The following is a 21774-nucleotide window of genomic DNA, read 5'->3' as shown; positions in this document are numbered from 1 at the left end:
ACCCCGCCACCGAGGAGAACGGCCATGACCGCCCACACCGACGCCCTGCTGCAGCTGCAGGCCCTGGACGACGCCCTGCTGCGCCTGGAGGACGGCAGCCTCAGCGCCGCACAGCTCAACGACCAGGCGCGCGCCGCCCATGCCCTGCTGGCGGCCCTGCCCGAGCGCTACGGCCCGGTGCTGCTGCAACTGCTGGACCGGCTGGAGTCCAGCGCCCTGTTCACCGAGGAAAGCTGCTCCTTCAGCCAGAGCGACCTGCACACCCACCTGCACGGCTGGATGGCCAAGGCCCGCGCCCAACTGGTCGACTGATTCCATAGCAGTCTGCGCAGACTGTATGCGCGCTAGCGCATGATTTGATCCAGATTTGGTGCGCAAAAAAAGGCACGCTAGCGTGCCTAGTTTTGGCCTGGGGTTGGCCTGGGGTGGAGGCGTGACCGGCTCCGCGGCCCGCCGTGGCGCCGGCCTCAGTCCTGGGGGTCGACGGCAGCGATCATGCCGCCACCGAGGCAGACCTCGCCGTCGTACAGCACGGCCGACTGGCCGGGCGTGACAGCCCATTGCGCCTCGGGAAAGTCCAGGCGGAACTGTGTGGCGCTGGGGCAGGCACCCAGGACGGCCGGCGAATCGGGCTGGCGGTAGCGGGTCTTGGAGCCATAGGTACCGGGCGCGGGCGCATGGCCGGCCACCCAGCTGGCGTTGTCCGCGTCCAGGCGGTGCGACAGCAGCAGCGGGTGGTCATGACCCTGCACCACGCGCAGGATGTTTTTCTCCACCTCCTTGGCGGCCACGAACCAGGGGGCATGGTCGCCCGCGCCGCGCGCCGCGCCCTTGTCCTTGACACCGCCGATGCCCAGGCCCGAGCGCTGGCCCAGGGTGTAGAAGCTCAGGCCCACGTGCTTGCCCAGCTTGCGGTTGCGATCGTCCAGGATGGGACCGGGTTCCTTGCTGATGTAGCGGTTCAGGAAGTCGCGGAACGGCCGCTCGCCAATGAAGCAGATGCCGGTGGAGTCCTTCTTCTTGGCGTTGGGCAGGCCGATTTCCTCGGCGATGCGGCGCACTTCGGTCTTGTGCAGCTCGCCCACGGGGAACAGCGTCTTGGACAGCTGGGCCTGGTTCAGGCGGTGCAGGAAGTAGCTCTGGTCCTTGGACGGATCCAGGCCCTTGAGCAGCTCGAACAGGCCGGTCGTGGCGTTCTGGCGCACGCGGGCGTAGTGGCCGGTGGCGATCTTTTCCGCCCCCAAGCGCATGGCGTGGTCCAGGAAGGCCTTGAACTTGATCTCGGCGTTGCACAGCACATCGGGGTTGGGCGTGCGCCCGGACTCGTACTCGCGCAGGAACTCGGCGAAGACGCGGTCCTTGTACTCGGCGGCAAAGTTGACGTGCTCGATCTCGATGCCGATCACATCGGCCACGCTGGCCGCGTCCAGGAAGTCCTGGCGGCTGGAGCAGAACTCGCTGTCGTCGTCATCTTCCCAGTTCTTCATGAAGATGCCGACCACGTCGTGGCCCTGCTGCTTGAGCAAATAGGCGGTCACCGCCGAATCCACGCCGCCGGACAGGCCGACGACCACTCTGTGCTTAGTCATAGCGAAATTATCCCCGGAGGTGGGCGGAGGCGCTGGCGCGCGCGGGCTTAGGCATGCTCGCCGTGGGCCAGCGCCTGGGCGATCTGGCGGCTGCCCTGGTCGGACGAGCGCTGGTACAGGGCCAGGCCAAACTGCGGCAGCACGCCGATCAGGTGGTCGATGACATCGCCCTGGATGCCTTCGTACTCCACCCACACGGTGGTGGCGGTGTAGCAAAACAGCTGCAGCGGCACGCCGGTGGCCGTGGGCTCCAGCGTGCGCACCAGCATGAACATGCCGGGCGCCTTGGAGATGCCGGGATGGGCCTGCAGGTAGGCATAGGCATAGGCCTTGAAGGCGGCCAGGTTGGTCACCATGTCCGGCGCCACGGCGGCCTGCGGGGGCAGCACCCCGCCCTGACCGTCCTGCGCCAGCAGGCCCTCGCGCTCGCTCCAGAAGCCATCCAGCAGGCGGATGCGCGCCAGGTTCTGGCGCTCGGCCGGGGTCAGCAGGTGCACGGTGGCGGCATCCACCAGCAGCGAGCGCATGATGCGGCGCCCGCCGGACTGGAACATGCCGCGCCAGTTCTTGAAACTCTCGGTCATCAGCCGCCAGGTGGGGATGGTGGTGATGGTCTTGTCCCAGTTCTGCACCTTGACGGTGTTCAGCGCGATGTCCACCACGAAGCCGTCGGCGCCGGCCTGGGGCATCTCGATCCAGTCGCCCACGCGCATCATGTCGTTGGAGGCGATCTGCACCCCGGCCACGAAGGACAGGATGGTGTCCTTGAACACCAGCATCAGCACCGCCGACATGGCACCCAGGCCCGAGAGCAGCAGCAGCGGCGAGCGGTCCATGATGGCCGCCGCGATCAGCAGCGCGCCCACGATGTAGGCCACCAGCTTGGCCAGTTGCACATAGCTCTTGATGGAGTGGGTCTGCGTGGCCTTGGGGCCGTCGTGGCGGTCGTGGGCATCGTTGATCTCGCCCAGCAGCGTGGCCACCACGCGCACCACGTGGTAGACGGTCAGCGCCGTCGCCAGGTTGCCGATCGCCTTGGTCGCGTTGGGCGGCAGGTGCTGCACCCAGTGGATGCCCAGCTGCACCACCACGGAGGGCACGATCTTGGCCAGGCGCACCAGCACATGGTCGTGCAGCAGAATGGGCGCCCAGCCCATGGCCGGCATCGCCCGGCGCCACAGGCGCACGAAATGCAGCAGCACGCCCTGCACCACGAAACGCGACACCAGGGCCAGCAGGGCCAGCAACACCAGGCCGGTACAGGCCTGGGCCCACGGCTCCATCCCGGCATACAAAGCAACAGCAGTCAAATCCACGGCACACACCTGCGTTTGGCACCAGTCCAAACGAATGTCAGAAAAAGTCAGTCAGAGAAGGGGATCTGCAGGCAAACCGCACCGAAAGGGTCGCCCGTTCGCGCGCCAAGGGAACCGTCCTAGCGCCTAAAATCCAGAGAAAGCAGTATTTTGACTGCACAACCGATCTACCAGCTCATGCAAGACAAATACAACCACACCGAGGTCGAACGCGCGGCGCACGACCATTGGGCCGCCCGCGATGCCTACCGTGTCGTAGAGGACAGCAACAAAAAAAAGTTCTATGCCTGCTCCATGCTGCCCTACCCCAGCGGCAAGCTGCACATGGGCCACGTGCGCAACTACACCATCAACGACATGCTCACGCGCCAGCTGCGCATGCAGGGCTACAACGTCTTGATGCCCATGGGCTGGGATGCCTTCGGTCTGCCCGCTGAGAACGCTGCGCTGAAGAACAAGGTGCCACCGGCCCAGTGGACGTACGACAACATCGCGTACATGAAGAAGCAGATGCAGTCCATGGGCCTGGCCATCGACTGGAGCCGCGAGATCGCCACCTGCGACCCCGAGTACTACAAGTGGAACCAGTGGCTGTTCCTGAAGATGCTGGACAAGGGCATCGCCTACCGCAAGACCCAGGTGGTGAACTGGGACCCGGTGGACCAGACCGTGCTGGCCAACGAGCAGGTCATTGACGGCCGCGGCTGGCGCACCGGCGCCCTGGTGGAAAAGCGCGAGATCCCCGGCTACTACCTGGCCATCACCGGCTACGCGCAAGAGCTGCTGGACCACGTGCAGGTCGGCAACGACAAGGCGACCCTGACGGGCTGGCCCGACAAGGTGCGCCTGATGCAGGAAAACTGGATCGGCAAGTCCGCCGGTGTGCGCTTTGCGTTCACCCATGACATCCAGGGGGCTGACGGCCAACTGATCCAGGACGGCAAGCTGTACGTCTTCACCACGCGTGCCGACACCATCATGGGCGTGACCTTCTGCGCCGTGGCGCCCGAGCACCCGCTGGCCCTGCACGCCGCTGCCGACAAGCCCGAACTGGCTGCCTTCATCGAAGAATGCAAAAAGGGCGGCACGACCGAAGCCGAGCTGGCCGTCAAGGAAAAGGAAGGCAAGCCCACGGGCCTGTTCGTCACCCATCCCATCACCGGTGCGCAAGTCGAGGTGTGGATCGGCAACTATGTGCTGATGAGCTATGGCGACGGCGCCGTGATGGGCGTGCCTGCCCACGACGAGCGCGACTTTGCCTTTGCCCGTAAATACGGCCTTGAGATTAAGCCTGTTATTGCTCCTAAGGCATGGGCTGGCAAGGCCGTTCACAACAGCACTGACACTAGCGTAGTTGAGGAGCGCACAACATCCGCTCCGCGTATTTCGCTAGAAAGTGATCCTGAAAAAACGCTGGTTTGGTATGCGTGGAGCGAAGAATTTGGCTCCAAAGATGGGGTCTGTGTAAATTCGGGTGAGCTTGACGGTCTGCCCCACTCCAAAGCCGTGGACAAGGTGGCTCAGCTGCTTGCCGCCAAGGGCCTGGGCGAGAAGAAGACCACCTGGCGCCTGCGCGACTGGGGCATCAGCCGCCAGCGCTACTGGGGCACCCCCATCCCCATCATCCACTGCGCCGATTGCGGCGCCCAGCCTGTGCCCGAACAAGACCTGCCCGTGGTGCTGCCGCAAGACCTGGTGCCCGATGGCTCAGGTAACCCCCTGGTAAAAAGTGAAGCATTCCACGCAGGCGTGGTATGCCCTTGCTGCGGAAAACCTGCCCGCCGCGAGACCGACACCATGGACACCTTCGTGGACAGCTCGTGGTACTTCATGCGTTATTGCGATGCGCAAAACCGCGAGCAGATGGTGGCCGACGGTGCTGACTACTGGATGCCTATGGACCAGTACATCGGCGGTGTGGAGCACGCGATCCTGCACCTGCTGTACGCCCGCTTCTGGACCAAGGTGATGCGCGACCTGGGCCTGCTCAAGATCGACGAGCCCTTCACCAAGCTGCTGACCCAGGGCATGGTGCTGAACCACATCTACAGCCGCCGCACGGCCAAGGGCGCCAAGGAATACTTCTGGCCCAAGGACGTCGAGCACGTCCACGACGAGACTGGCAAGATCATCGGTGCCAAGCTGAAGACCGAAGTCGACAGCGCCGACGGCCTGCTGCCCGTGGGCACGGCCATCGACTACGAGGGCGTGGGCACCATGTCCAAGTCCAAGAACAACGGCATCGACCCGCAGGAGCTGATCGAGAAGTACGGCGCCGACACCGCGCGCCTGTACACCATGTTCACCGCACCGCCCGAGCTGACGCTGGAGTGGAACGACGCCGCCGTGGAAGGCAGCTACCGCTTCCTGCGCCGCGTTTACAACTTCGGCGCCAAGCTGCTGGCCGGCAACTACGCTGCGGCCGAAGCCGCCACCGACGGCCTGTCCGACCTGTCCCAGGTGCAGTTCGGCAAGGACGCCAAGGCGCTGCGCCTGGAAATCCACACAGTGCTCAAGCAGGTGGACTACGACTACCAGCGCATGCAGTACAACACCGTGGTCTCGGGCGCGATGAAGATGATCAACGCGCTGGAAGGCTTCAAGGGCCTGGACAGCGCTGACGGCCAGATCGCCGCCATCGAAGGCTTTGGCATCCTGCTGCGCGTGCTCTACCCCGCCACGCCGCACATCACCCATGTGCTGTGGAGCGAGCTGGGCTACGCCAACAAGCAGGGCGACCTGCTGGACGCGGCCTGGCCCCAGGTGGATGCCTCGGCTCTGGTGCAGGACGAGCTGGAGCTGGTGCTGCAGGTCAACGGCAAGCTGCGCGGCGCGATCCGCGTGCCTGCGGCGGCCGACAAGGCCCTGATCGAAGCCACCGCCCTGGCCCACGAAGAAGCCCAGAAGTTCATCAACGGCGCCACCCCCAAGAAGGTGATCGTGGTGCCCGGCCGTCTGGTCAACATCGTCGTCTGACGACGCCTGAGGATGCACGCCATGCGCAAACGTACGCTGCTTTCCCTGATGGTGCTGGCCCCCGCGGTCAGCGCCTGCGGCTTTCGCCTGCGTGGCGCGCCGTCCTTCCCCTTCAAATCGCTGTATGTGCAGGCCCCGGCGGGCTCGCCCTTCACCCGCGAAGTGCTGCGCAACCTGGCCACGGCCGGCGGCAACCTGACCGTGGTGCTGCCGCCCGCCAAGCCCGACACCGCCGAGGCCACCCTGCACCTGCTGGGCGAGGGCCGCCAGCGCGTGGTGCTGGCCAAGACCGTGTCCGGCCAGGTGCGCGAGGTGGAGCTGCGCCTGACCGGCCGCTTCAAGCTGGTCGACCGCGACGGCCGTGTCTGGATCGAAGACGCGGAGATCCAACAGAAGCGCGACATGAGCTACAGCGAATCCCTGGCCCTGGCCAAGGACGAGGAAGAAGCCGCCCTGTACCGCAACATGTACGCCGACATGGCGCAGCAGCTGCTGCGCCGCCTGGCCGCCGCCCACCCCCCGGCGGAATAAGCCCCCATGCAACTGGCACTGAACCAGCTGGCCGCACACCTGCACAAGGGTCTGCGGCCTTTGTACACCCTGTACGGCGACGAACCGCTGCAGCAGCAGGAGGCGGCCGACGCCATCCGTGCCGCAGCGCGCGCAGCCGGCCACACCGAACGCAGCGTGCACACCGTGCAGGGGGCGCATTTCGACTGGAGTGCGGTGCTGGCCGCCGGTGGATCGCTGAGCCTGTTTGCCGACAAGCAGCTGGTGGAGCTGCGCATCCCCTCGGGCAAGCCCGGCAAGGACGGCAGCGCGGCCCTGCAGCAGCTGGCCGCCCACGCCGCCCAGGACGAACACACGCTGACCCTGGTCACCCTGCCGCGCCTGGACGCCCAGACCAAGAAGGGCGCCTGGTTCGCCGCGCTGGAGGCCAACGGCGTGACCGTGGCCATCGACCCCATCGAACGCGCCGCCCTGCCCACCTGGATTGCGCAGCGCCTGGCCCAGCAGGGCCAGCGCGTGGCCTCGGGCGAAGCGGGCCAGCGCACCCTGCAGTTCTTCGCCGACCGCGTGGAAGGCAACCTGCTGGCCGCGCACCAGGAGATCCAGAAACTGGGCCTGCTGCAGCCCGAGGGCGAGCTGAGCTACGAGGTGGTCGAACAGGCCGTGCTGAACGTGGCGCGCTACGACGTCTTCAAGCTGTCCGAGGCCGTGCTGTCCGGCAACCTGCCGCGCGCCATGCGCATGCTCGACGGCCTGCAGGCCGAGGGCACGGCCGAGGTGCTGGTGCACTGGACGCTGGCCGAGGACATCCGCAACCTCAAGCGCGCCAAGGATGCGCTGGCCGGCGGCCAGCCCCTGCCCATGGTGCTGCGCGGCCTGCGCATCTGGGGCGCCAAGGAAAAGCTGTTCGAGCGCGTGGTGCCGCGCCTCACGCCCAATGCCGCCGTGCGCCTGCTGCACTCGGCCCACCTGGTCGACGGCATCGTCAAGGGCCTGCCCGCCGACGGCTGGCCACGCGACAGCTGGCAGGCCCTGCGCAAGCTGGCCATGGACATGGCCAGCGCCCTGCAGGCCGCCCCCGCACGCCGCTGAGAGCTGCGGACTGCGGACTGCGGACTGCGGACTGCGCAGGGTTGCACCAACCAGGAGCTGCCTGCGCAAGCCTGGCAAGGATTTCAGATACTTTTCAGCTTCAAAGCCACTACTGAAGAGCGCTGACCGCTCTCTTTTCTGCGAGCACGCACAAAAAAAGCAGCCCTCGGGCTGCTTTTTTCAGCGGCGCGTGGCGCCTGCTCAGGCCATCAGGCGCTGCAGGGCTTCGCGGTACTTGGCGGCGGTCTTCTCGATCACCTCCTGGGGCAGACGCGGCGCCGGGGCCGTCTTGTCCCACAGCTTGCCGTTGACCTTGGCCTGCTCCAGCCAGTCGCGCACGAACTGCTTGTCGTAGCTGGGCGGGTTCTCACCCTTGGCCAGCGCGTCCTCGTAGCCTTCCACAGGCCAGTAGCGCGAGCTGTCGGGGGTCAGCACCTCATCCATCAGCACCAGGGTGCCGTCTTCGGTCAGGCCGAATTCGAACTTGGTGTCGGCAATGATCATGCCCTTGGTCAGCGCGATCTCGGCCGCTTCCTGGTAGATGCGGATGGCGGTGTCGCGGATCTGGGCGGCCAGCTGCTCGCCCACCATTTCCACGGTGCGCTCGTAGGTGATGTTCTCGTCGTGGTCACCCATTTCGGCCTTGGCGGCGGGGGTGTAGATGGGCTCGGGCAGCTTGGCGGCGTTGGTCAGGCCGGCGGGCAGCTGCACGCCACAGACCGACTGCGAAGCCTTGTATTCCTGCCAGCCGCTGCCGGCCAGGTAGCCGCGCACCACGGCCTCGATCAGCACCGGCTTGAGGCGCTTCACCAGCATGGAGCGGCCTTCGACCTGCTTGACTTCCTCGGGCTTGACCACGGACTCGGGCGCTTCGCCGGTCAGGTGGTTGGGGCAGATGTGACCCAGCTTGTCGAACCAGAACAGTGCCATCTGCGTCAGCAGCACGCCCTTGCCGGGGATGGGTTCGCCCATGATCACGTCGAAGGCCGACAGACGGTCCGAAGCCACCATCAGGATGCGGTCATCCCCCACGGCGTAGTTGTCACGCACCTTGCCGCGCGCCAGCAGCGGCAGGGACGTGATGTTGGAAGTGTGCAGGGCAGAAGTCGTGGGCTGTGTCATGGAGAAGGCAGACAAAAGGAATTCGAAACTTGGCAAAGTCGCCGTGCCGGGCAGGCCGTGCTGCAGGCCAGGATTTTAGGGCGGGGCCAGACGCTGGCGCACGCAGCGCACCTGGTTGCGTCAATGTCGATGCCGATCCTGCGCAGCGGCGCACACGCCCAGCAGACCTCAGCAAAAACGCCCCATTTTGCGCTCATTTGCGCCCCCCGTCTGCCGGGCGGCCATTTCCCCGCGTACCACCCCAGCATGCGCTTGCACACCCCGGTCAACAGGCGCATAGTGGTTCGCAAGCGACGAATGCGCATTCAACCGCCCCAGGCCGCACCCTCCGGTGTGCGGCCCCCAGCTTTGCCACCCTGAAAGCACAGGAGGTTGATCTATGAACTTGACCATCAGCGGCCACCATCTGGATGTCAGCCCCGCCTTGCGGGCCTACGTTCTCGCCAAACTGGACCGCGTGCTGCGCCACGTGGACCAGGTGATCCACGTGAAGGTGCTGCTGTCCACGCACAACGAAGCGCAAAAGGACGGGCGCCAGCGCGCCGAATGCAGCATCCTCGTCAAGGGCAACGCCCTGCACGCCGGCAGCAAGCACTTTGACCTGTACGCCGCGATCGACGAGTTGGCCGACAAGCTTGACCGACTGGCCCTGAGCCACAAGACCCGCACCAAGGGCTGGCGCTGCACCCCGACCAAACATGCCGTGGCCGCCTTCGCGGCCCCTTAAAGCACCTTGTCTTTTGCTTGAACGCAGATTTGGGTAAAGTCTGCCCTGACAGGCCGCCAGCTGGCGGCCTTTTTGCTCCGGCGCACCAGCCAGCATTCTGGGTCCGGGCGATGCATAATTCCTCCCAACATGAACCGTCTAGCTTCCATCCTGTCGCCCGCTCAAGTGCTTGTGAGCGTTGATGCCACCAGCAAAAAACGCGCTTTTGAAGAAGCCGGTCTTTTGTTTGAAGGACTGCACGGCCTGTCGCGCGCGCTGATCACGGACAGCCTGTTCGCCCGGGAGCGTCTGGGCTCCACCGGACTGGGCCATGGCGTCGCCATCCCCCACGGCCGCATCAAGGGCCTGAAGGCCCCGATGGCCGCGGTGTTCCAGCTGGCCCGCGCCATCGGCTTCGACGCCCCCGATGAGCAACCGGTACAGCTGCTGATCTTTCTGCTGGTGCCCGAAGCCGCCACCCAGCAGCACCTGGAAATCCTGTCGGAAATTGCCGAGCTGCTGAGCGACAGCGGCCTGCGCGAGTCGCTCAAGAGCGCCAACGACGCCCTGGTGCTGCACGAACTGATTGCCACCTGGCAATCCGCCGCTGCCAACTAACCCCACCTTGCCTGCTGCGAGGGCCGGCAAGGTTTCACTGCCCCCGCCATGCGCCACAAAGCCATCAACGCCAACCGGCTCTTCGAAGCTTTTCGTACCACGCTGCGTTGGGAATGGCTGGCGGGCCTGGGCGCCTCGGAACGCCGCTTCGATGAGATGGCCGTGCGCTCCGCGCGCTCCGGTGCCGATCTGGTCGGCTACCTGAACTACATCCACCCCTACCGCCTGCAGGTGCTCGGGGAACGCGAGGTGGCCTACCTACAGAATGCCACCCCCGAAGACTGCGCCCGGCGCATTGAGCGCATCGTCAAGTTGGAGCCCCCGGTGCTGGTGCTGGCCGATGGGCAGGCGGCGCCCCCCGCCCTGCTGACCATGTGCGAACAGGCACAAATCCCCATGTTCGCCACGCGCGAAGCCTCGGCCTTCGTCATCGACGTGCTGCGCGCCTACCTGTCCAAGCACTTTGCCGACCGCACCACCATGCACGGCGTGTTCATGGACATCCTGGGCATGGGCGTGATGATCACCGGCGAGTCCGGTCTGGGCAAGAGCGAGCTGGGCCTGGAGCTAATCACCCGGGGCAACGGCCTGGTCGCCGACGATGCCGTCGACCTGTACCGCATCAACCAGACCACCATCGAGGGCAAGTGCCCCGAGCTGCTGCAGAATCTGCTGGAAGTGCGTGGCATCGGCCTGCTGGACATCCGCGCCATCTTTGGCGAGACCGCCGTGCGCCGCAAGATGCGCCTCAAGCTCATCGTGCACCTGGTGCGCAAGGAAACCATGGAGCGCGAGTACGAACGCCTGCCCCAGGAGCCCCTGACCCAGGACGTGCTGGGCATCCCGGTGCGCAAGGTGGTGATTCCCGTGACCGCGGGCCGCAACATTGCGGTGCTGGTGGAAGCCGCCGTGCGCAACAGCATCCTGCAGCTGCGGGGCATCGACACCTACCAAGAGTTTGTCGAGCGCCACCGCAAGGCCATGGAACGCGACATGGGCCGCGGCGCCCAGTAAGGCGGCATAAAAAAAGGCATCACGAGGATGCCTGGTCAGCAGCAGGGCACGCTCGGCGTGCCGGCGCTCAGCGCTTGCCCACCTTGGTCGTGCAGTCGGCACACTGGCCGTACAGCGACATGGAGTGATCCTGGATGCTCCAGCCCATGCGGTCGGCGATCATCTGCTGGCGCTTCTCGATCTCGGGGTCATAGAACTCCTCCACCTTGCCGCACGCCGTGCAGACGAAATGGTCGTGGTGCTGGCCCTCGTTGAGCTCGTACACCGCCTTGCCACTTTCGAAATTGCTGCGCAGCAAGATGCCGGCCTGCTCGAACTGGGTCAGCACGCGGTAGACCGTCGCCAAACCAATGTCCGAACGCTCATCGAGCAGGACGCGAAACACGTCTTCGGCCGTCATATGGCGTTGCTTGCCACCCTGGAAAATCTCCAAGATCTTCAGGCGCGGCAGCGTCGCTTTCAGGCCTGTGCTTTTGAGGTCGTCGATGTTCTTCATGGCGTAATTGAAAGTGGGTTGCGGCACAAGCTTACGACAGCTTGCCCCTGACAACAAAACGGCCCAAAACCGGGTGCGCGATTGCGCGCCAGCCCCGGCAGCACCTGCCGCTACAATGGGCCAGATCATATCCTTGGCTTATTACCCATGCATGTACACGCCCGTTGTCGCCTCCGGGTGGCGCTGACTCTGTCTCTCGTCTCGCTGCTGGCCGCATGTAGCAGCGTGAGTGAAACCACCCGCAATGCCATGAGCTCCATCACCCCCTACAAGGTGGAAGTGGTGCAAGGCAATTTCGTCTCGCGCGAGCAGGTGCAGGCCCTGCAGCCTGGCATGAGCCGCCAGCAGGTGCGTGAAATCCTGGGCACGCCCCTGGTCACCAGCGTCTTTCACGCCGACCGCTGGGACTATGTGTTCACCATCCAGCGCCAGGGGGTGGAAGCCCAGAACCGCAAGCTGAACGTCTTCTTCGAAGGCGAACGCTTCGTGCGGGCCGAAGGCGATGAAATGCCCTCGGAATCCGAATTCGTGGCCACCCTGGGCAAGCCCACCGGCAAGCTGAAGGTGCCCAACCTGCAGGCTTCCGAAGAGCAGCTGGCCAAGTTCCCGGCCGCCAAGCCCAAGGCTGCGGACGCTGTCGCCCGCGACACCGCACAACCCCAGCGCAGCTACCCCCCGCTGGAAGCCAACTGAATTTCTCTGCACATGCGCCTTGGCATGCTGCACACGGGCCGCTCGGTGCCTCAGGCGCTGGAGCGGCTTTGCACGTTCGACACACTGACAGGATTGCTATGACCGCCACCTCTTCGACCCCTCGCCTGCGCATCGCCGTCGCAGGCGCATCTGGCCGCATGGGCCGCATGCTGGTAGAGGCCATCCAGAACAGCAAGGACTGCATGCTGACCGCGGCCCTGGACCTGTCCGGCAGCCCGGCCCTGGGCACCGATGCCGCCGCCTTTCTGGGCCAGAACAGCGGTGCGCTGATCGAAAGCGACCTGCACAGTGCACTGTCCAAGGCCGATTTCCTGATCGACTTCACCCGCCCCGAAGGGACCCTGGAGCACTTGGCCGTGTGCGCCGAGTTGGGCGTCAAGGTGGTGATTGGCACCACCGGTTTCAGCGATGCGCAAAAGACCCAGATTGCCGCCTACGCGCAAAAGACCGCCATCATGCTGGCGCCCAACATGAGCGTGGGCGTCAACGTCACCCTGAAGCTGCTGGAGATGGCCGCCAAGGCCCTGGATACCGGCTACGACATCGAGATCGTCGAAGCCCACCACAAGCACAAGGTGGATGCGCCCTCGGGCACCGCCATCAAGATGGGCGAAGTGATTGCCGAAGCCCAGGGCACCAAGCTGGAAGACCGCGCCGTCTACGAACGCTTTGGCCACACCGGGGAGCGCAAGGAAAACACCATCGGGTTTGCGACCGTGCGTGGCGGGGACATCGTGGGCGACCACACCGTGCTGTTTGCCGGCACGGGCGAGCGCATCGAGATCACGCACAAATCCAGCAGCCGCGCCACCTATGCCGAAGGCAGCCTGCGCGCCGTGCGCTTCCTGGCCACCCAGGCGCAGGGCCAGTTCGACATGTTCGACGTGCTGAACCTGCGCGCCTGAACACCGCCGCCGCAGCCCGGCCCACAGGCACCGGGCTGCGCGGGCGGGCTCAGCCTTCCAGCTCGGCCACCTGCACCCGGTTGCGGCCGGCGGTCTTGGCGCGGTACAGCGCCGCATCGCTTTGGCGCAGGATGCGCTGGTAGTCGGGATGGCCGTCGAAGGTCGCCACCCCCACGCTGATGGTGACGCCCTGGGTCTGGTTGCGCGGCAGCTGGAAGCGCGCCTGCTCCACCTGCTTGCGCAGCTTCTCGGCCACGCGCTGGGCCCCTTCGCTGCCGGTATCGACCAGCACCATCAGGAACTCCTCGCCCCCCAGGCGGAACAGGTAGTCCCCCCCGCGGATGTTGTGGCTCAGCAGGGCCGCCATTTGCTGCAGCACCATGTCGCCCCCCTCGTGGCCATGCTGGTCGTTGATCTGCTTGAAGAAGTCGATGTCGATGGTCAGCACGCTGAACGCCGCAGCACTCTTGCGCGCATAGGACACTTCCTTGGACAGCACCACGGGCAGGAACTTGCGGTTGAGCAGTTGCGTCAACACGTCGCGCCCGGCATCCAGCTCGCTGTTCTGCGTGAACAAGGCCTCCAGATTCATGGCCATGTGGCGGACCTGTTCGTGCAGCTGCAGCAGCGGCTGCGCCACCTCCCCTCCTTGGGCGCGCATCAGTGCGGGCAACAGCACCTGGTCGATGCGTTCGATGGCGTCCAGAATGCTCTGCGCGGCCGGTGCACCCTGAAACATGTCAGCGCCTTTGTGGCGGAACCACAGCCCGAAATTGGACGCGGCCAAGCTGCTCAGCGGCTGGCTTTCCGCCCCCAGCGCATGCAGGTACAGGCACTGGTTCTCCCAGGCCAGCAACTCGGCGCGCCGCTGCTCACGCACGGTCGAGAGGTTTTGCGTCACGGAGAACAGGCGGTACGCCTCCTTGGTGCGTGAATTGCTGTCGCGCGACACCGCGTAGCCTTGCGACATGGCCTCCATGGCATGGTCGATCACGGCGGCCACCATCTGGCTGGCCTCGGTCTGCTGCTCGGGATGGTGCTGCGCCAGCAGGTGGTGCCAGCCGTCCTTGAGCCGGCGCGCACCGCGCAACACCAGGTGCACGGGCACATCCACGCGCGCATGGATTTCCCCGATCTTGACCTGGTGCTGCACCAGGGGCTCCAGATCGTCCTCCGGCTGCGCACTCAGCACCTGGGCAATCCATTGGCGCATGGACCCCATCAGGCGCTCTTGCACCTGCTCGTGCGACAACAGGCCCGCAGCGGCTTCATCGTCCAGCATGGCACTGTAGAAGTGCTCCGCCAGTGCGGGGTTATGGGCCTGCGCCACCTCCGCCACCAACGACCGGATCTGCGGGGAAAAACTCAACAACAGGCGACGCCATTGCTTGGCATAGAAAGAAGGCATGGAACAGGCAGACAGAGCCAAAACCTTGCAGTCTGCCCAGAACTGCCCAAACCTGCGCCTGGGGCCCACAAACCCCGCACCCGCATCCGAGTTCTCAGCCCGGCTTGCGGGCATAAAAAAACCCGCAGCGGGCGAACCGTGCGGGTGGTGCGATCAGGCTGTAGCCGGTCAGAACGGAATGTCGTCGTCCATGTCGTCAAAGCCGGAAGCCGCGCGCTGGGGCGGTGGGGCCATGGGCGCGGGAGCCGCCGCGGGCGGTGCCATGCGCTGCTGGGGCGCGGCCTGGCGCGGTGCGGGCGCTGGCGCGCGGCGTGGGGCTTGGGCCTCATAGCCACCGTTGTCGCCATAGCCGGCGTCATCGCCATAGCCCTGGTTCTGGTTGCCACCGCCCATGCCCTGGCGGCTGCCCAGCATCTGCATGCTGTCGGCACGGATTTCGGTCGCGTAGCGCTCCTGGCCGGTGGCCTGGTCGGTCCACTTGCGCGTGCGCAGGCTGCCTTCCACATAGACCTGCGAGCCCTTGCGCAGGTACTGGCCGACGATCTCGGCCAGGCGGCCGTTGAAGACCACGCGGTGCCACTCGGTGGATTCCTTGTTCTCGCCGGTGTTCTTGTCGCGCCAGCGGTCGGTGGTGGCGATGGTGACGTTGGCGACCTGGTCCCCGCTGGGGAAGGTGCGCATTTCGGGGTCGCGCCCCAAGTTGCCGACGATGATGACCTTGTTGACGGATGCCATGGTGAATACCTTTGTGCAAGTAGCGCGGGCAAAAAGTGGGGAGGTTCCCGCGCCAGATCAGTGAGTGCAGCACCCCCCGGTATGACTGCAGGCTGGCAGCATACCGCACCTGCCGCGCGCCGTGCAGCCCCGCACAACAACACCTGTGCGCCTGCCGGACATGCGGCGCAGGACGTTTCAAAAATCAGAGCAGTCCGCGCTGACGTAAAAAAGGCTTCCACGCATTTCTGCATGGAAGCCATTGATCAGCCAACGCTAGATGCTCTGTTTTTTTAATGACGCGGCGCACGCCCAATCGGCTGCAGCGGCCAGGTGATCACCAGCCACAGCAGCATCAGCGCCGCCGTGGCCGTGAACAGGGCCGGCATACCGCCCCACTTGGCCAGCACCCCGCCCAAAAAGCCACCAGCAAACAGCCCCAACGACTGCAGGGTGTTGTACGCCCCCAGGGCTGCACCACGCAGCGCCGCCGGCGCCATGCGCGAGACCAGGCTGGGCTGGCTGGCCTCCAGCGCGTTGAAGCCCACGAAGAACAGGAACATCAGCCCGCCCAGCAGCGCCAGCGAGGCCGGCAGCACCGCCTGGGCCACGGCCCCCAAGCCGATCTGCACCACCAGGATCAGGCCGATGGAGCCCAGCAGGGCGGCGCGCAGGCGGCCGCGGCGCTCCAGGGCAAACAAGCCGCCCATGGCGACGAAGGACAGCACCACGGCCGGCAGGTACAGCTTCCAGTGCACGTCCTTGGCCAGCCCGGCCGACACCAGCAGCGCCGGCACGGCCACCCACATCGCCATCTGCACGGTGTGCAGCAGGAACACGCCGGCGTTCAGGCGCAGCAGATCGGGGTGCTGCCACAGCTCGGACGCCTTGCCGCGCGGTGCATCCGCGTGCCGGACCGGCTCGGGCGGCACCACCCACAGCACCACGGCAATCCCGGCCAGCGTGAGCGCAAAAGTCAGGCCGAAGATGCCGGGCAGCCCGCCCCAGGCCGCCAGCAGTGGGCTAAGCACCAGGGCCAGCGCAAACATCAGGCCGATGGAGCCACCCACCAGGGCCATGGCCTTGGTGCGCACGCTGTCGCGCGTCAGGTCGGCCATCAGCGCCGTCACGGCGGCCGACACCGCGCCCGCGCCCTGCAGCGCCCGCCCCGCCATCAGCCCGAACAAGGAATCGGCCAGGGCGGCCACCAGGCTGCCCAGCGCGAACACGGCCAGCCCGGCCACGATGACGCGCTTGCGGCCCCAGCGGTCCGAGGCCAGACCCAGCGGCAGCTGGAACACGGCCTGCGTCAGTCCGTACAGGCCCATGGCCAGGCCCACCAGGGCCGCATCCTGGCCGCCCGGGTATTTGGCCGCCTCCAGCGCGAACACCGGCAGCACCAGGAACAGCCCCAGCATGCGCAGCGCAAAAATCAGCGCCAGGCTGGCGCTGGCGCGGCGCTCCAGCGGGGTCATCGTGCTGCCGACGGTGGTATCAGGCGAGGTGGAGGGGGTATCGGTGTGGGGCTGGGACACGCAACAAAACCAAGGTGGAACGGCACAAAAAAGCCGCAATCCGCGGCGCACGGAGCTCCGGTACAGCGGCTCCAACAAGTCCTTATTGTCTGCGATTGGGCAGATGACCGCCACACACCGGGCGGGCCAAATCTCTATGATGGATGATTTCCCTTCGGACCCCAGCCCTGACGTGACTGCCGCCTTGACTCCCTTCCCGCCTGCCGATGCGCCCGACCCTGACGGCCGCTACCTGGGCCAGGCCCTTGGGCATACGCGCATCAGCATCCGCGGTGCACGCACGCACAACCTCAAGAACATCGACCTGGACATCCCGCGCAACCAACTGGTGGTGGTGACCGGTCTGTCGGGCTCGGGCAAGTCCAGCCTGGCCTTCGACACCTTGTACGCCGAGGGCCAGCGCCGCTATGTGGAAAGCCTGTCGGCCTATGCGCGCCAGTTCCTGGGCCAGCTCGACAAGCCGGACGTGGACCTGATCGAAGGCCTGTCGCCGGCGATTGCCATCGAACAGAAGGCCGCCAGCCACAACCCGCGCTCCACCGTGGGCACGGTCACCGAGATCAACGACTACCTGCGCCTGCTGTTCGCCCGCGCCGGCACGCCCTACTGCCCCGAACACGATCTGCCCCTGCAGGCCCAGACCATCAGCCAGATGGTGGACGCCATCCTGGCCCTGCCCGAAGGCACCCGGCTGATGGTGCTGGCCCCCGTGGCACGCGCGCGCAAGGGCGAATTCGCCGAGCTGTTCACGCAGATGCAGGCCCAGGGCTACATCCGCTTTCGCATCAACGGCAGCGTGCGCGAGGCCAGCGACCTGCCGGTGCTGGACAAGCACGCCAAGCACGACATCGACGTGGTGGTGGACCGCGTCAAGGTGCGCCCCGACCTGCAGCAGCGCCTGGCCGAAAGCCTGGAGGCGGCGCTGCGCATCGGCGGCGATGCCGCCAGCGGCCGCGTGCTGGCCGTGGACATGGACAGTGGCCAGGAGCACGTCTTCAGCAGCCGCTTTGCCTGCCCGCTGTGCACCTATGCGCTGGAGGAGCTGGAGCCGCGCCTGTTCTCCTTCAACTCCCCGATGGGCGCCTGCCCCACCTGTGACGGCCTGGGCATCAGCGAGGACTTCGACCCGGACAAGGTCGTGCCCTTTCCTTTCATCAGCCTGGCCAACGGTGCCATCCACGGTTGGGACCGGCGCAACAGCACCTACTTCAGCCTGCTGCAAAGCATTGCGCAGCACTACGGCCAGGATGTGGAGGCGCCGTTCGACAGCTGGCCGGCCGCCGTGCGCCAGGTCGTGCTGTGGGGTTCCGGCACCGAGAAGCTGGCCTTTACCTACGACGGTGACGGCAAGCCCACCGTGGTGGAGCATGTGTTCGAAGGCGTCATCCCCAACATGGCACGGCGCCTGCGCGAAAGCGATTCGCAGATCGTGCGTGACGACCTGGCCCGCCTGCGCAGCCTGCGCAGTTGCCCCGACTGCCACGGCAGCCGCCTGCGCCGCGAGGCACGCCACGTGCGCGTGGGCGACGGCGATCAGGCCCGTGCCATCTACGAAGTCAACGCCGCCACCCTGGCCCAGGCCCACCAGTGGTTCAGCACCCTGCAGCTGCAGGGCAACAAGGCCGAGATCGGCGAGAAGATCGTCAAGGAAATCTCCTCGCGCCTGCGCTTCCTGCTGGACGTGGGCCTGAACTACCTGAGCCTGGAGCGCAGCGCGGACACCCTGTCCGGCGGCGAGTCCCAGCGCATCCGCCTGGCCAGCCAGATCGGCAGCGGCCTGACCGGCGTGATGTACGTGCTGGACGAGCCCAGCATCGGCCTGCACCAGCGCGACAACGACCGCTTGATCGCCACGCTGCAGCACCTGCGCAACATCGGCAACAGCGTGATCGTGGTGGAGCACGACGAAGACATGATGCGTGCGGCCGACTGCATCATCGACATGGGCCCGGGCGCCGGCGTGCACGGCGGCCAGATCATGGCCCAGGGCACGTTCGACGAGGTCAAGGCCACGCCCCAGTCCCCGACCGGCCAGTACCTGAGTGGCACCAAGCGCATCGCCGTGCCCTCCCGCCGCACGCCCTGGCTGCCGGTGAAGGCGGCCGACACGGCGGCGGCGCCTGCCGCCAGCGGCTTTCCGGCCATCCCCGGCAGCGGCAGCGCCCCCGATCACCACGCGCTGCAAAGCCTGCGCGTGGTGGGTGCCCGCAGCCACAACCTGCAGGACGTGACGGTGGACTTTCCGATCGGGCTGTTCACCTGCGTGACAGGGGTCTCTGGCTCCGGCAAGAGCACCCTGGTCAACGACACGCTGTACGCCGAAGTGGCGCGCCAGCTGCACCGCGCCGGCACCGAACCCGGCGCCCACCAGGCGCTCGAAGGCCTGGAGCACCTGGACAAGGTCATCAACGTGGACCAGGCCCCCATCGGCCGCACGCCGCGCAGCAACCCCGCCACCTACACCGGGCTGTTCGCCCCGATCCGCGACCTGTTTGCTGAGACCGCCACCGCGCGCGAACGCGGCTATGGCCCGGGGCGCTTTTCCTTCAACGTGGCCGGCGGGCGCTGCGAAGCCTGCCAGGGCGACGGCATGATCAAGGTGGAAATGCACTTTCTGCCCGATGTCTACGTGCCCTGCGATGTCTGCCACGGCCAGCGCTACAACCGTGAGACGCTGGAGGTGCAATGGAAGGGCAAGCACATCGCCGACGTGCTGGGCATGACGGTGGAAGAGGCGCGCAGCTTCTTCCAGGACGTGCCCAGCATCGCGCGCAAGCTGCAGACCCTGCTGGACGTGGGCCTGGGCTATATCCGCATCGGGCAGAGCGCCACCACCCTGTCGGGCGGCGAGGCCCAGCGCGTCAAGCTGGCGCTGGAGCTGTCCAAGCGCGACACGGGGCGCACGCTCTACATCCTGGACGAACCCACCACCGGCCTGCACTTTGCCGATGTGCAGCTGCTGCTCAACGTGCTACACCAGCTGCGCGATGCGGGCAACACCATCGTGGTGATTGAGCACAACCTGGACGTGATCAAGACCGCAGACTGGATCATCGACATGGGCCCCGAAGGCGGCACCGGCGGCGGCCAGGTGGTGGCCACGGGCACACCCGAGCAAGTGGCGCAGCACGCCGGCAGCCACACCGGCCGCTATCTGCAGGCCCACCTCACGCCCTGATGAGCATCACATGGCAGACTGCATCACTTGCCCCAGTTGTTAGGCCCAATGCGGGCACAAACCCAGGCAATCCAAGCGTTTACCGCTATACAAATTAAAAAAGGAGCCGCAGCTCCTTAGGGATTCATCGCCGGGGCGGGGCGCTAGGCGAGCGCCCGCGGCTGGTGCTGCACGGCGTGGCTGCGCGGCGCGGCAAGGTGAGTGCCGTCCCAGCGGAACAGGGACACCGCCTGCACCAGCTCCTGCCCCTGCAGGTTCAGGCTGTTGGCGGCGGCGGCCATCTGTTCCACCAGGGCGGCATTTTGCTGCGTGGCCTGGTCCATCTGCTGCACCGCTTCGCCCACCTGGGCCACGCCGCTGGCCTGTTGCTGGCTGGCGCTGCTGATGGCGGCGACGATGTCGTTCACCTTCTGGATGGCGGCCACCACATCATCCATGGTGTCACCGGCCTTTTGCACCAGCACATTGCCCTCGCCCACGCGCGCCACGCTGGCCTCGATCAGTTGCTTGATCTGCTTGGCCGCATCCGCGCTGCGCTGCGCCAGGCTGCGCACTTCGCTGGCCACCACGGCAAAACCACGGCCCTGCTCGCCCGCGCGCGCCGCTTCCACCGCGGCGTTCAGCGCCAGGATGTTGGTCTGGAAGGCGATGCCGTCGATGACGCCGATGATGTCGGCAATCTGGCGGCTGCTGTCGTGGATGCCCTGCATGGTCTGCACCACCTGGCCCACCACCGCGCCGCCCTGCACCGCCACATCGCGGGCCGAATGCGCCAGGTGGCTGGCCTCGCGCGCGTTGTCGGCGTTGTGGCGCACGGTGGCACTGAGCTGTTCCATCGAGGCGGCGGTTTCCTCCAGCGCACTGGCCTGGCTTTCGGTGCGGCTGGACAGGTCCAGGTTGCCCTGGGCGATTTCGGCGCTGGCCAGGGCCACGCTGTCCGCACCCCGGCGCACCTGGGCCACCATGGGACGCAGGTGCGCGCGCATGGCCTGCTGCGCCTGCAGCAATTCACCCACTTCGTTGCTGCCCACGGCGTGGTCTTCACCACTCAGGTCCCCCTGGGCCACGGCCTGGGCCATGGCCACCGCCTGGTGCAGCGGCTGGGTGATGGAGCGCACGAACACCACGGCCAGCCACAGCCCGCCCGCCAGGCCCGCTGCCATCAGCGCCAGCATCGCGGTCAGTTGCTGGCGCAAGCGGCGCTCCTCGGCGCGCAGGGCCTCGGTCAAGGCCTCGGTGCCGCCCACGGCCAGCCCATTCACAGCCTCGATGCTGCGCGTCAGTGCGTCAAAAAAGGTCGGCGCAGCCAGGGACAGCTGCGGCGCATTGATCAACTGATCGGCCGCCATCTTCAGGCTGTCACTGCCCAACTGCTGGGCCTGGCCCCACGGCGCCTCCAGCACCTGGCGGTAACGTGGGTTGAGCTGCATGGCGCGCTCCAGCGAGCGGCCCACGGACGCCTGCAGGTCCGCCACCCGCTGGTGCAGGGCGCGCAGACTGCCGCGGTTTTCCGGTGGCAGCGTGCCCTGGGCCAGGAAGCCCGCGCCCTGCCCGCGCAGCAGCCCCAGGCTTTCACTGAGCAGCGGGGCCTGGGTCAGCAGCGCCTGGATCATGGCCTGGCTGTCATCGCGGGCCGTGGTGTTCAGGGCATAGGTGTGCAGCAGCGCTTCGTTGAGCAGCAACAGCTGCACCACCAGCTGGGTGTGCTGCGCCATGCTGTCGGGGCCGCGGATGCTGCGGCTGGCCACCGCCTGCTCCAGCGTCTTCCAGCGCTGGACCAGCTGGTCCAGTTGCTGGCGCAGCTCGGGCGGCGCCTCGGCCTGTGCCAGGGCCTGCTGGGCCTGCGCCAGGCGCTGGTGGACCGTCTCGCGCACCGCGTCG

The 21774-nt window shown here is 66.5% G+C and carries 18 protein-coding genes; 10 read left to right on the top strand and 8 right to left on the bottom strand.

What is annotated here, in order from left to right; translation table 11 throughout:
• Nucleotides 1-24: 24 nt before the first annotated feature.
• A complete protein-coding gene (locus SJH88_RS11805; RefSeq protein ID WP_042415834.1) occupies nucleotides 25-312 on the top strand; it encodes a hypothetical protein in 288 nt (95 codons plus the stop codon).
• 155 nt (nucleotides 313-467) lie between these two features.
• On the opposite strand, the gene mnmA is transcribed toward SJH88_RS11805, so the two are convergent.
• Complete coding sequence (gene mnmA, locus SJH88_RS11800) at nucleotides 468-1589, bottom strand: tRNA 2-thiouridine(34) synthase MnmA (protein WP_210929779.1); 1122 nt, start codon at nucleotides 1587-1589, stop codon at nucleotides 468-470.
• Nucleotides 1590-1636: 47 nt separating this feature from the next.
• Nucleotides 1637-2872 carry a mechanosensitive ion channel family protein gene (locus tag SJH88_RS11795; RefSeq protein ID WP_042415842.1) on the bottom strand — a complete coding sequence of 412 codons (1236 nt, stop codon included), beginning with the start codon at nucleotides 2870-2872 and terminating at the stop codon, nucleotides 1637-1639.
• 210 nt (nucleotides 2873-3082) lie between these two features.
• On the opposite strand from SJH88_RS11795, the gene leuS reads away from it, so the two are divergent.
• The 3 genes from leuS to holA are packed head-to-tail and all read left to right on the top strand — an operon-like array spanning nucleotide 3083 to nucleotide 7483.
• Entirely contained in the window at nucleotides 3083-5881 is a 2799-nt protein-coding gene (gene leuS, locus SJH88_RS11790) for a leucine--tRNA ligase (RefSeq protein WP_274754589.1), read from the top strand.
• A gap of 21 nt (nucleotides 5882-5902) precedes the next feature.
• Nucleotides 5903-6412 (top strand): LPS-assembly lipoprotein LptE, encoded by a 510-nt coding sequence (locus SJH88_RS11785; protein ID WP_270149967.1) that lies wholly within the window; start codon nucleotides 5903-5905, stop codon nucleotides 6410-6412.
• 6 nt (nucleotides 6413-6418) lie between these two features.
• Entirely contained in the window at nucleotides 6419-7483 is a 1065-nt protein-coding gene (gene holA, locus SJH88_RS11780) for a DNA polymerase III subunit delta (protein ID WP_234687209.1), read from the top strand.
• A gap of 201 nt (nucleotides 7484-7684) precedes the next feature.
• Here holA and SJH88_RS11775 read toward each other — a convergent pair whose 3' ends face one another.
• Nucleotides 7685-8605, bottom strand: coding sequence for a phosphoribosylaminoimidazolesuccinocarboxamide synthase (locus tag SJH88_RS11775; protein WP_270149971.1), 921 nt, complete (start codon nucleotides 8603-8605; stop codon nucleotides 7685-7687).
• A 379-nt stretch (nucleotides 8606-8984) separates the two neighbouring features.
• On the opposite strand from SJH88_RS11775, the gene hpf reads away from it, so the two are divergent.
• From hpf to hprK, 3 genes are all read left to right on the top strand, one after another.
• Nucleotides 8985-9332, top strand: coding sequence for a ribosome hibernation-promoting factor, HPF/YfiA family (gene hpf, locus SJH88_RS11770; RefSeq protein ID WP_183303724.1), 348 nt, complete (start codon nucleotides 8985-8987; stop codon nucleotides 9330-9332).
• 129 nt (nucleotides 9333-9461) lie between these two features.
• Nucleotides 9462-9929: a PTS sugar transporter subunit IIA gene (locus SJH88_RS11765; RefSeq protein ID WP_042415852.1), complete on the top strand. Its 468-nt coding sequence runs from the start codon at nucleotides 9462-9464 to the stop codon at nucleotides 9927-9929.
• Nucleotides 9930-9977: 48 nt separating this feature from the next.
• Nucleotides 9978-10943 (top strand): HPr(Ser) kinase/phosphatase, encoded by a 966-nt coding sequence (gene hprK, locus SJH88_RS11760; RefSeq protein ID WP_274754588.1) that lies wholly within the window; start codon nucleotides 9978-9980, stop codon nucleotides 10941-10943.
• A gap of 67 nt (nucleotides 10944-11010) precedes the next feature.
• Here the strand turns inward: hprK and fur are convergent, their stop codons facing one another.
• Complete coding sequence (gene fur, locus SJH88_RS11755; protein WP_042415857.1) at nucleotides 11011-11439, bottom strand: ferric iron uptake transcriptional regulator; 429 nt, start codon at nucleotides 11437-11439, stop codon at nucleotides 11011-11013.
• Nucleotides 11440-11586: 147 nt separating this feature from the next.
• Here fur and SJH88_RS11750 point away from each other — a divergent pair, with 147 nt between their 5' ends.
• Both SJH88_RS11750 and dapB read left to right on the top strand, forming a co-directional pair.
• On the top strand, nucleotides 11587-12132 hold the full coding sequence (locus SJH88_RS11750; protein WP_042415860.1) for an outer membrane protein assembly factor BamE: 546 nt from the start codon (nucleotides 11587-11589) through the stop codon (nucleotides 12130-12132).
• 98 nt (nucleotides 12133-12230) lie between these two features.
• Nucleotides 12231-13058, top strand: coding sequence for a 4-hydroxy-tetrahydrodipicolinate reductase (dapB, locus tag SJH88_RS11745; protein WP_274754587.1), 828 nt, complete (start codon nucleotides 12231-12233; stop codon nucleotides 13056-13058).
• A gap of 49 nt (nucleotides 13059-13107) precedes the next feature.
• Here the strand turns inward: dapB and SJH88_RS11740 are convergent, their stop codons facing one another.
• The 3 genes from SJH88_RS11740 to SJH88_RS11730 form a co-directional block, all read right to left on the bottom strand.
• A complete protein-coding gene (locus tag SJH88_RS11740) occupies nucleotides 13108-14466 on the bottom strand; it encodes a diguanylate cyclase (RefSeq protein WP_274754586.1) in 1359 nt (452 codons plus the stop codon).
• Between the two features lie 168 nt (nucleotides 14467-14634).
• Complete coding sequence (gene ssb, locus SJH88_RS11735; RefSeq protein ID WP_042415868.1) at nucleotides 14635-15201, bottom strand: single-stranded DNA-binding protein; 567 nt, start codon at nucleotides 15199-15201, stop codon at nucleotides 14635-14637.
• A 272-nt stretch (nucleotides 15202-15473) separates the two neighbouring features.
• Nucleotides 15474-16655 carry an MFS transporter gene (locus SJH88_RS11730; protein WP_274754593.1) on the bottom strand — a complete coding sequence of 394 codons (1182 nt, stop codon included), beginning with the start codon at nucleotides 16653-16655 and terminating at the stop codon, nucleotides 15474-15476.
• Nucleotides 16656-16851: 196 nt separating this feature from the next.
• Between SJH88_RS11730 and uvrA the strand changes: the two genes are divergently transcribed.
• Nucleotides 16852-19893 carry an excinuclease ABC subunit UvrA gene (uvrA, locus tag SJH88_RS11725; protein WP_274754585.1) on the top strand — a complete coding sequence of 1014 codons (3042 nt, stop codon included), beginning with the start codon at nucleotides 16852-16854 and terminating at the stop codon, nucleotides 19891-19893.
• A gap of 143 nt (nucleotides 19894-20036) precedes the next feature.
• On the opposite strand, the gene SJH88_RS11720 is transcribed toward uvrA, so the two are convergent.
• Entirely contained in the window at nucleotides 20037-21767 is a 1731-nt protein-coding gene (locus SJH88_RS11720; RefSeq protein ID WP_274754592.1) for a methyl-accepting chemotaxis protein, read from the bottom strand.
• Nucleotides 21768-21774: the final 7 nt, after the last annotated feature.

It is taken from the genome of Comamonas sp. GCA5 (assembly GCF_036541385.1).
Taxonomy (GTDB): domain Bacteria; phylum Pseudomonadota; class Gammaproteobacteria; order Burkholderiales; family Burkholderiaceae_C; genus Comamonas; species Comamonas aquatica.
Note: the sequence above shows the minus strand (reverse complement) of the source record. Positions and strands in the feature narration are given on the sequence as shown.

Coding starts and splice junctions, on each gene's coding strand:
- uvrA (WP_274754585.1), top strand. CDS start 16,852: ATGATGGATGATTTCCCTTCGGACCCCAGCCCTGACGTGACTGCCGCC.
- dapB (WP_274754587.1), top strand. CDS start 12,231: ATGACCGCCACCTCTTCGACCCCTCGCCTGCGCATCGCCGTCGCAGGC.
- holA (WP_234687209.1), top strand. CDS start 6,419: ATGCAACTGGCACTGAACCAGCTGGCCGCACACCTGCACAAGGGTCTG.
- SJH88_RS11765 (WP_042415852.1), top strand. CDS start 9,462: ATGAACCGTCTAGCTTCCATCCTGTCGCCCGCTCAAGTGCTTGTGAGC.
- hpf (WP_183303724.1), top strand. CDS start 8,985: ATGAACTTGACCATCAGCGGCCACCATCTGGATGTCAGCCCCGCCTTG.
- ssb (WP_042415868.1), bottom strand. CDS start 15,201: ATGGCATCCGTCAACAAGGTCATCATCGTCGGCAACTTGGGGCGCGAC.
- SJH88_RS11750 (WP_042415860.1), top strand. CDS start 11,587: ATGCATGTACACGCCCGTTGTCGCCTCCGGGTGGCGCTGACTCTGTCT.
- mnmA (WP_210929779.1), bottom strand. CDS start 1,589: ATGACTAAGCACAGAGTGGTCGTCGGCCTGTCCGGCGGCGTGGATTCG.
- SJH88_RS11805 (WP_042415834.1), top strand. CDS start 25: ATGACCGCCCACACCGACGCCCTGCTGCAGCTGCAGGCCCTGGACGAC.
- SJH88_RS11785 (WP_270149967.1), top strand. CDS start 5,903: ATGCGCAAACGTACGCTGCTTTCCCTGATGGTGCTGGCCCCCGCGGTC.
- hprK (WP_274754588.1), top strand. CDS start 9,978: ATGCGCCACAAAGCCATCAACGCCAACCGGCTCTTCGAAGCTTTTCGT.
- leuS (WP_274754589.1), top strand. CDS start 3,083: ATGCAAGACAAATACAACCACACCGAGGTCGAACGCGCGGCGCACGAC.
- SJH88_RS11775 (WP_270149971.1), bottom strand. CDS start 8,605: ATGACACAGCCCACGACTTCTGCCCTGCACACTTCCAACATCACGTCC.
- SJH88_RS11740 (WP_274754586.1), bottom strand. CDS start 14,466: ATGCCTTCTTTCTATGCCAAGCAATGGCGTCGCCTGTTGTTGAGTTTT.
- SJH88_RS11795 (WP_042415842.1), bottom strand. CDS start 2,872: ATGGAGCCGTGGGCCCAGGCCTGTACCGGCCTGGTGTTGCTGGCCCTG.
- SJH88_RS11730 (WP_274754593.1), bottom strand. CDS start 16,655: ATGACCCCGCTGGAGCGCCGCGCCAGCGCCAGCCTGGCGCTGATTTTT.
- fur (WP_042415857.1), bottom strand. CDS start 11,439: ATGAAGAACATCGACGACCTCAAAAGCACAGGCCTGAAAGCGACGCTG.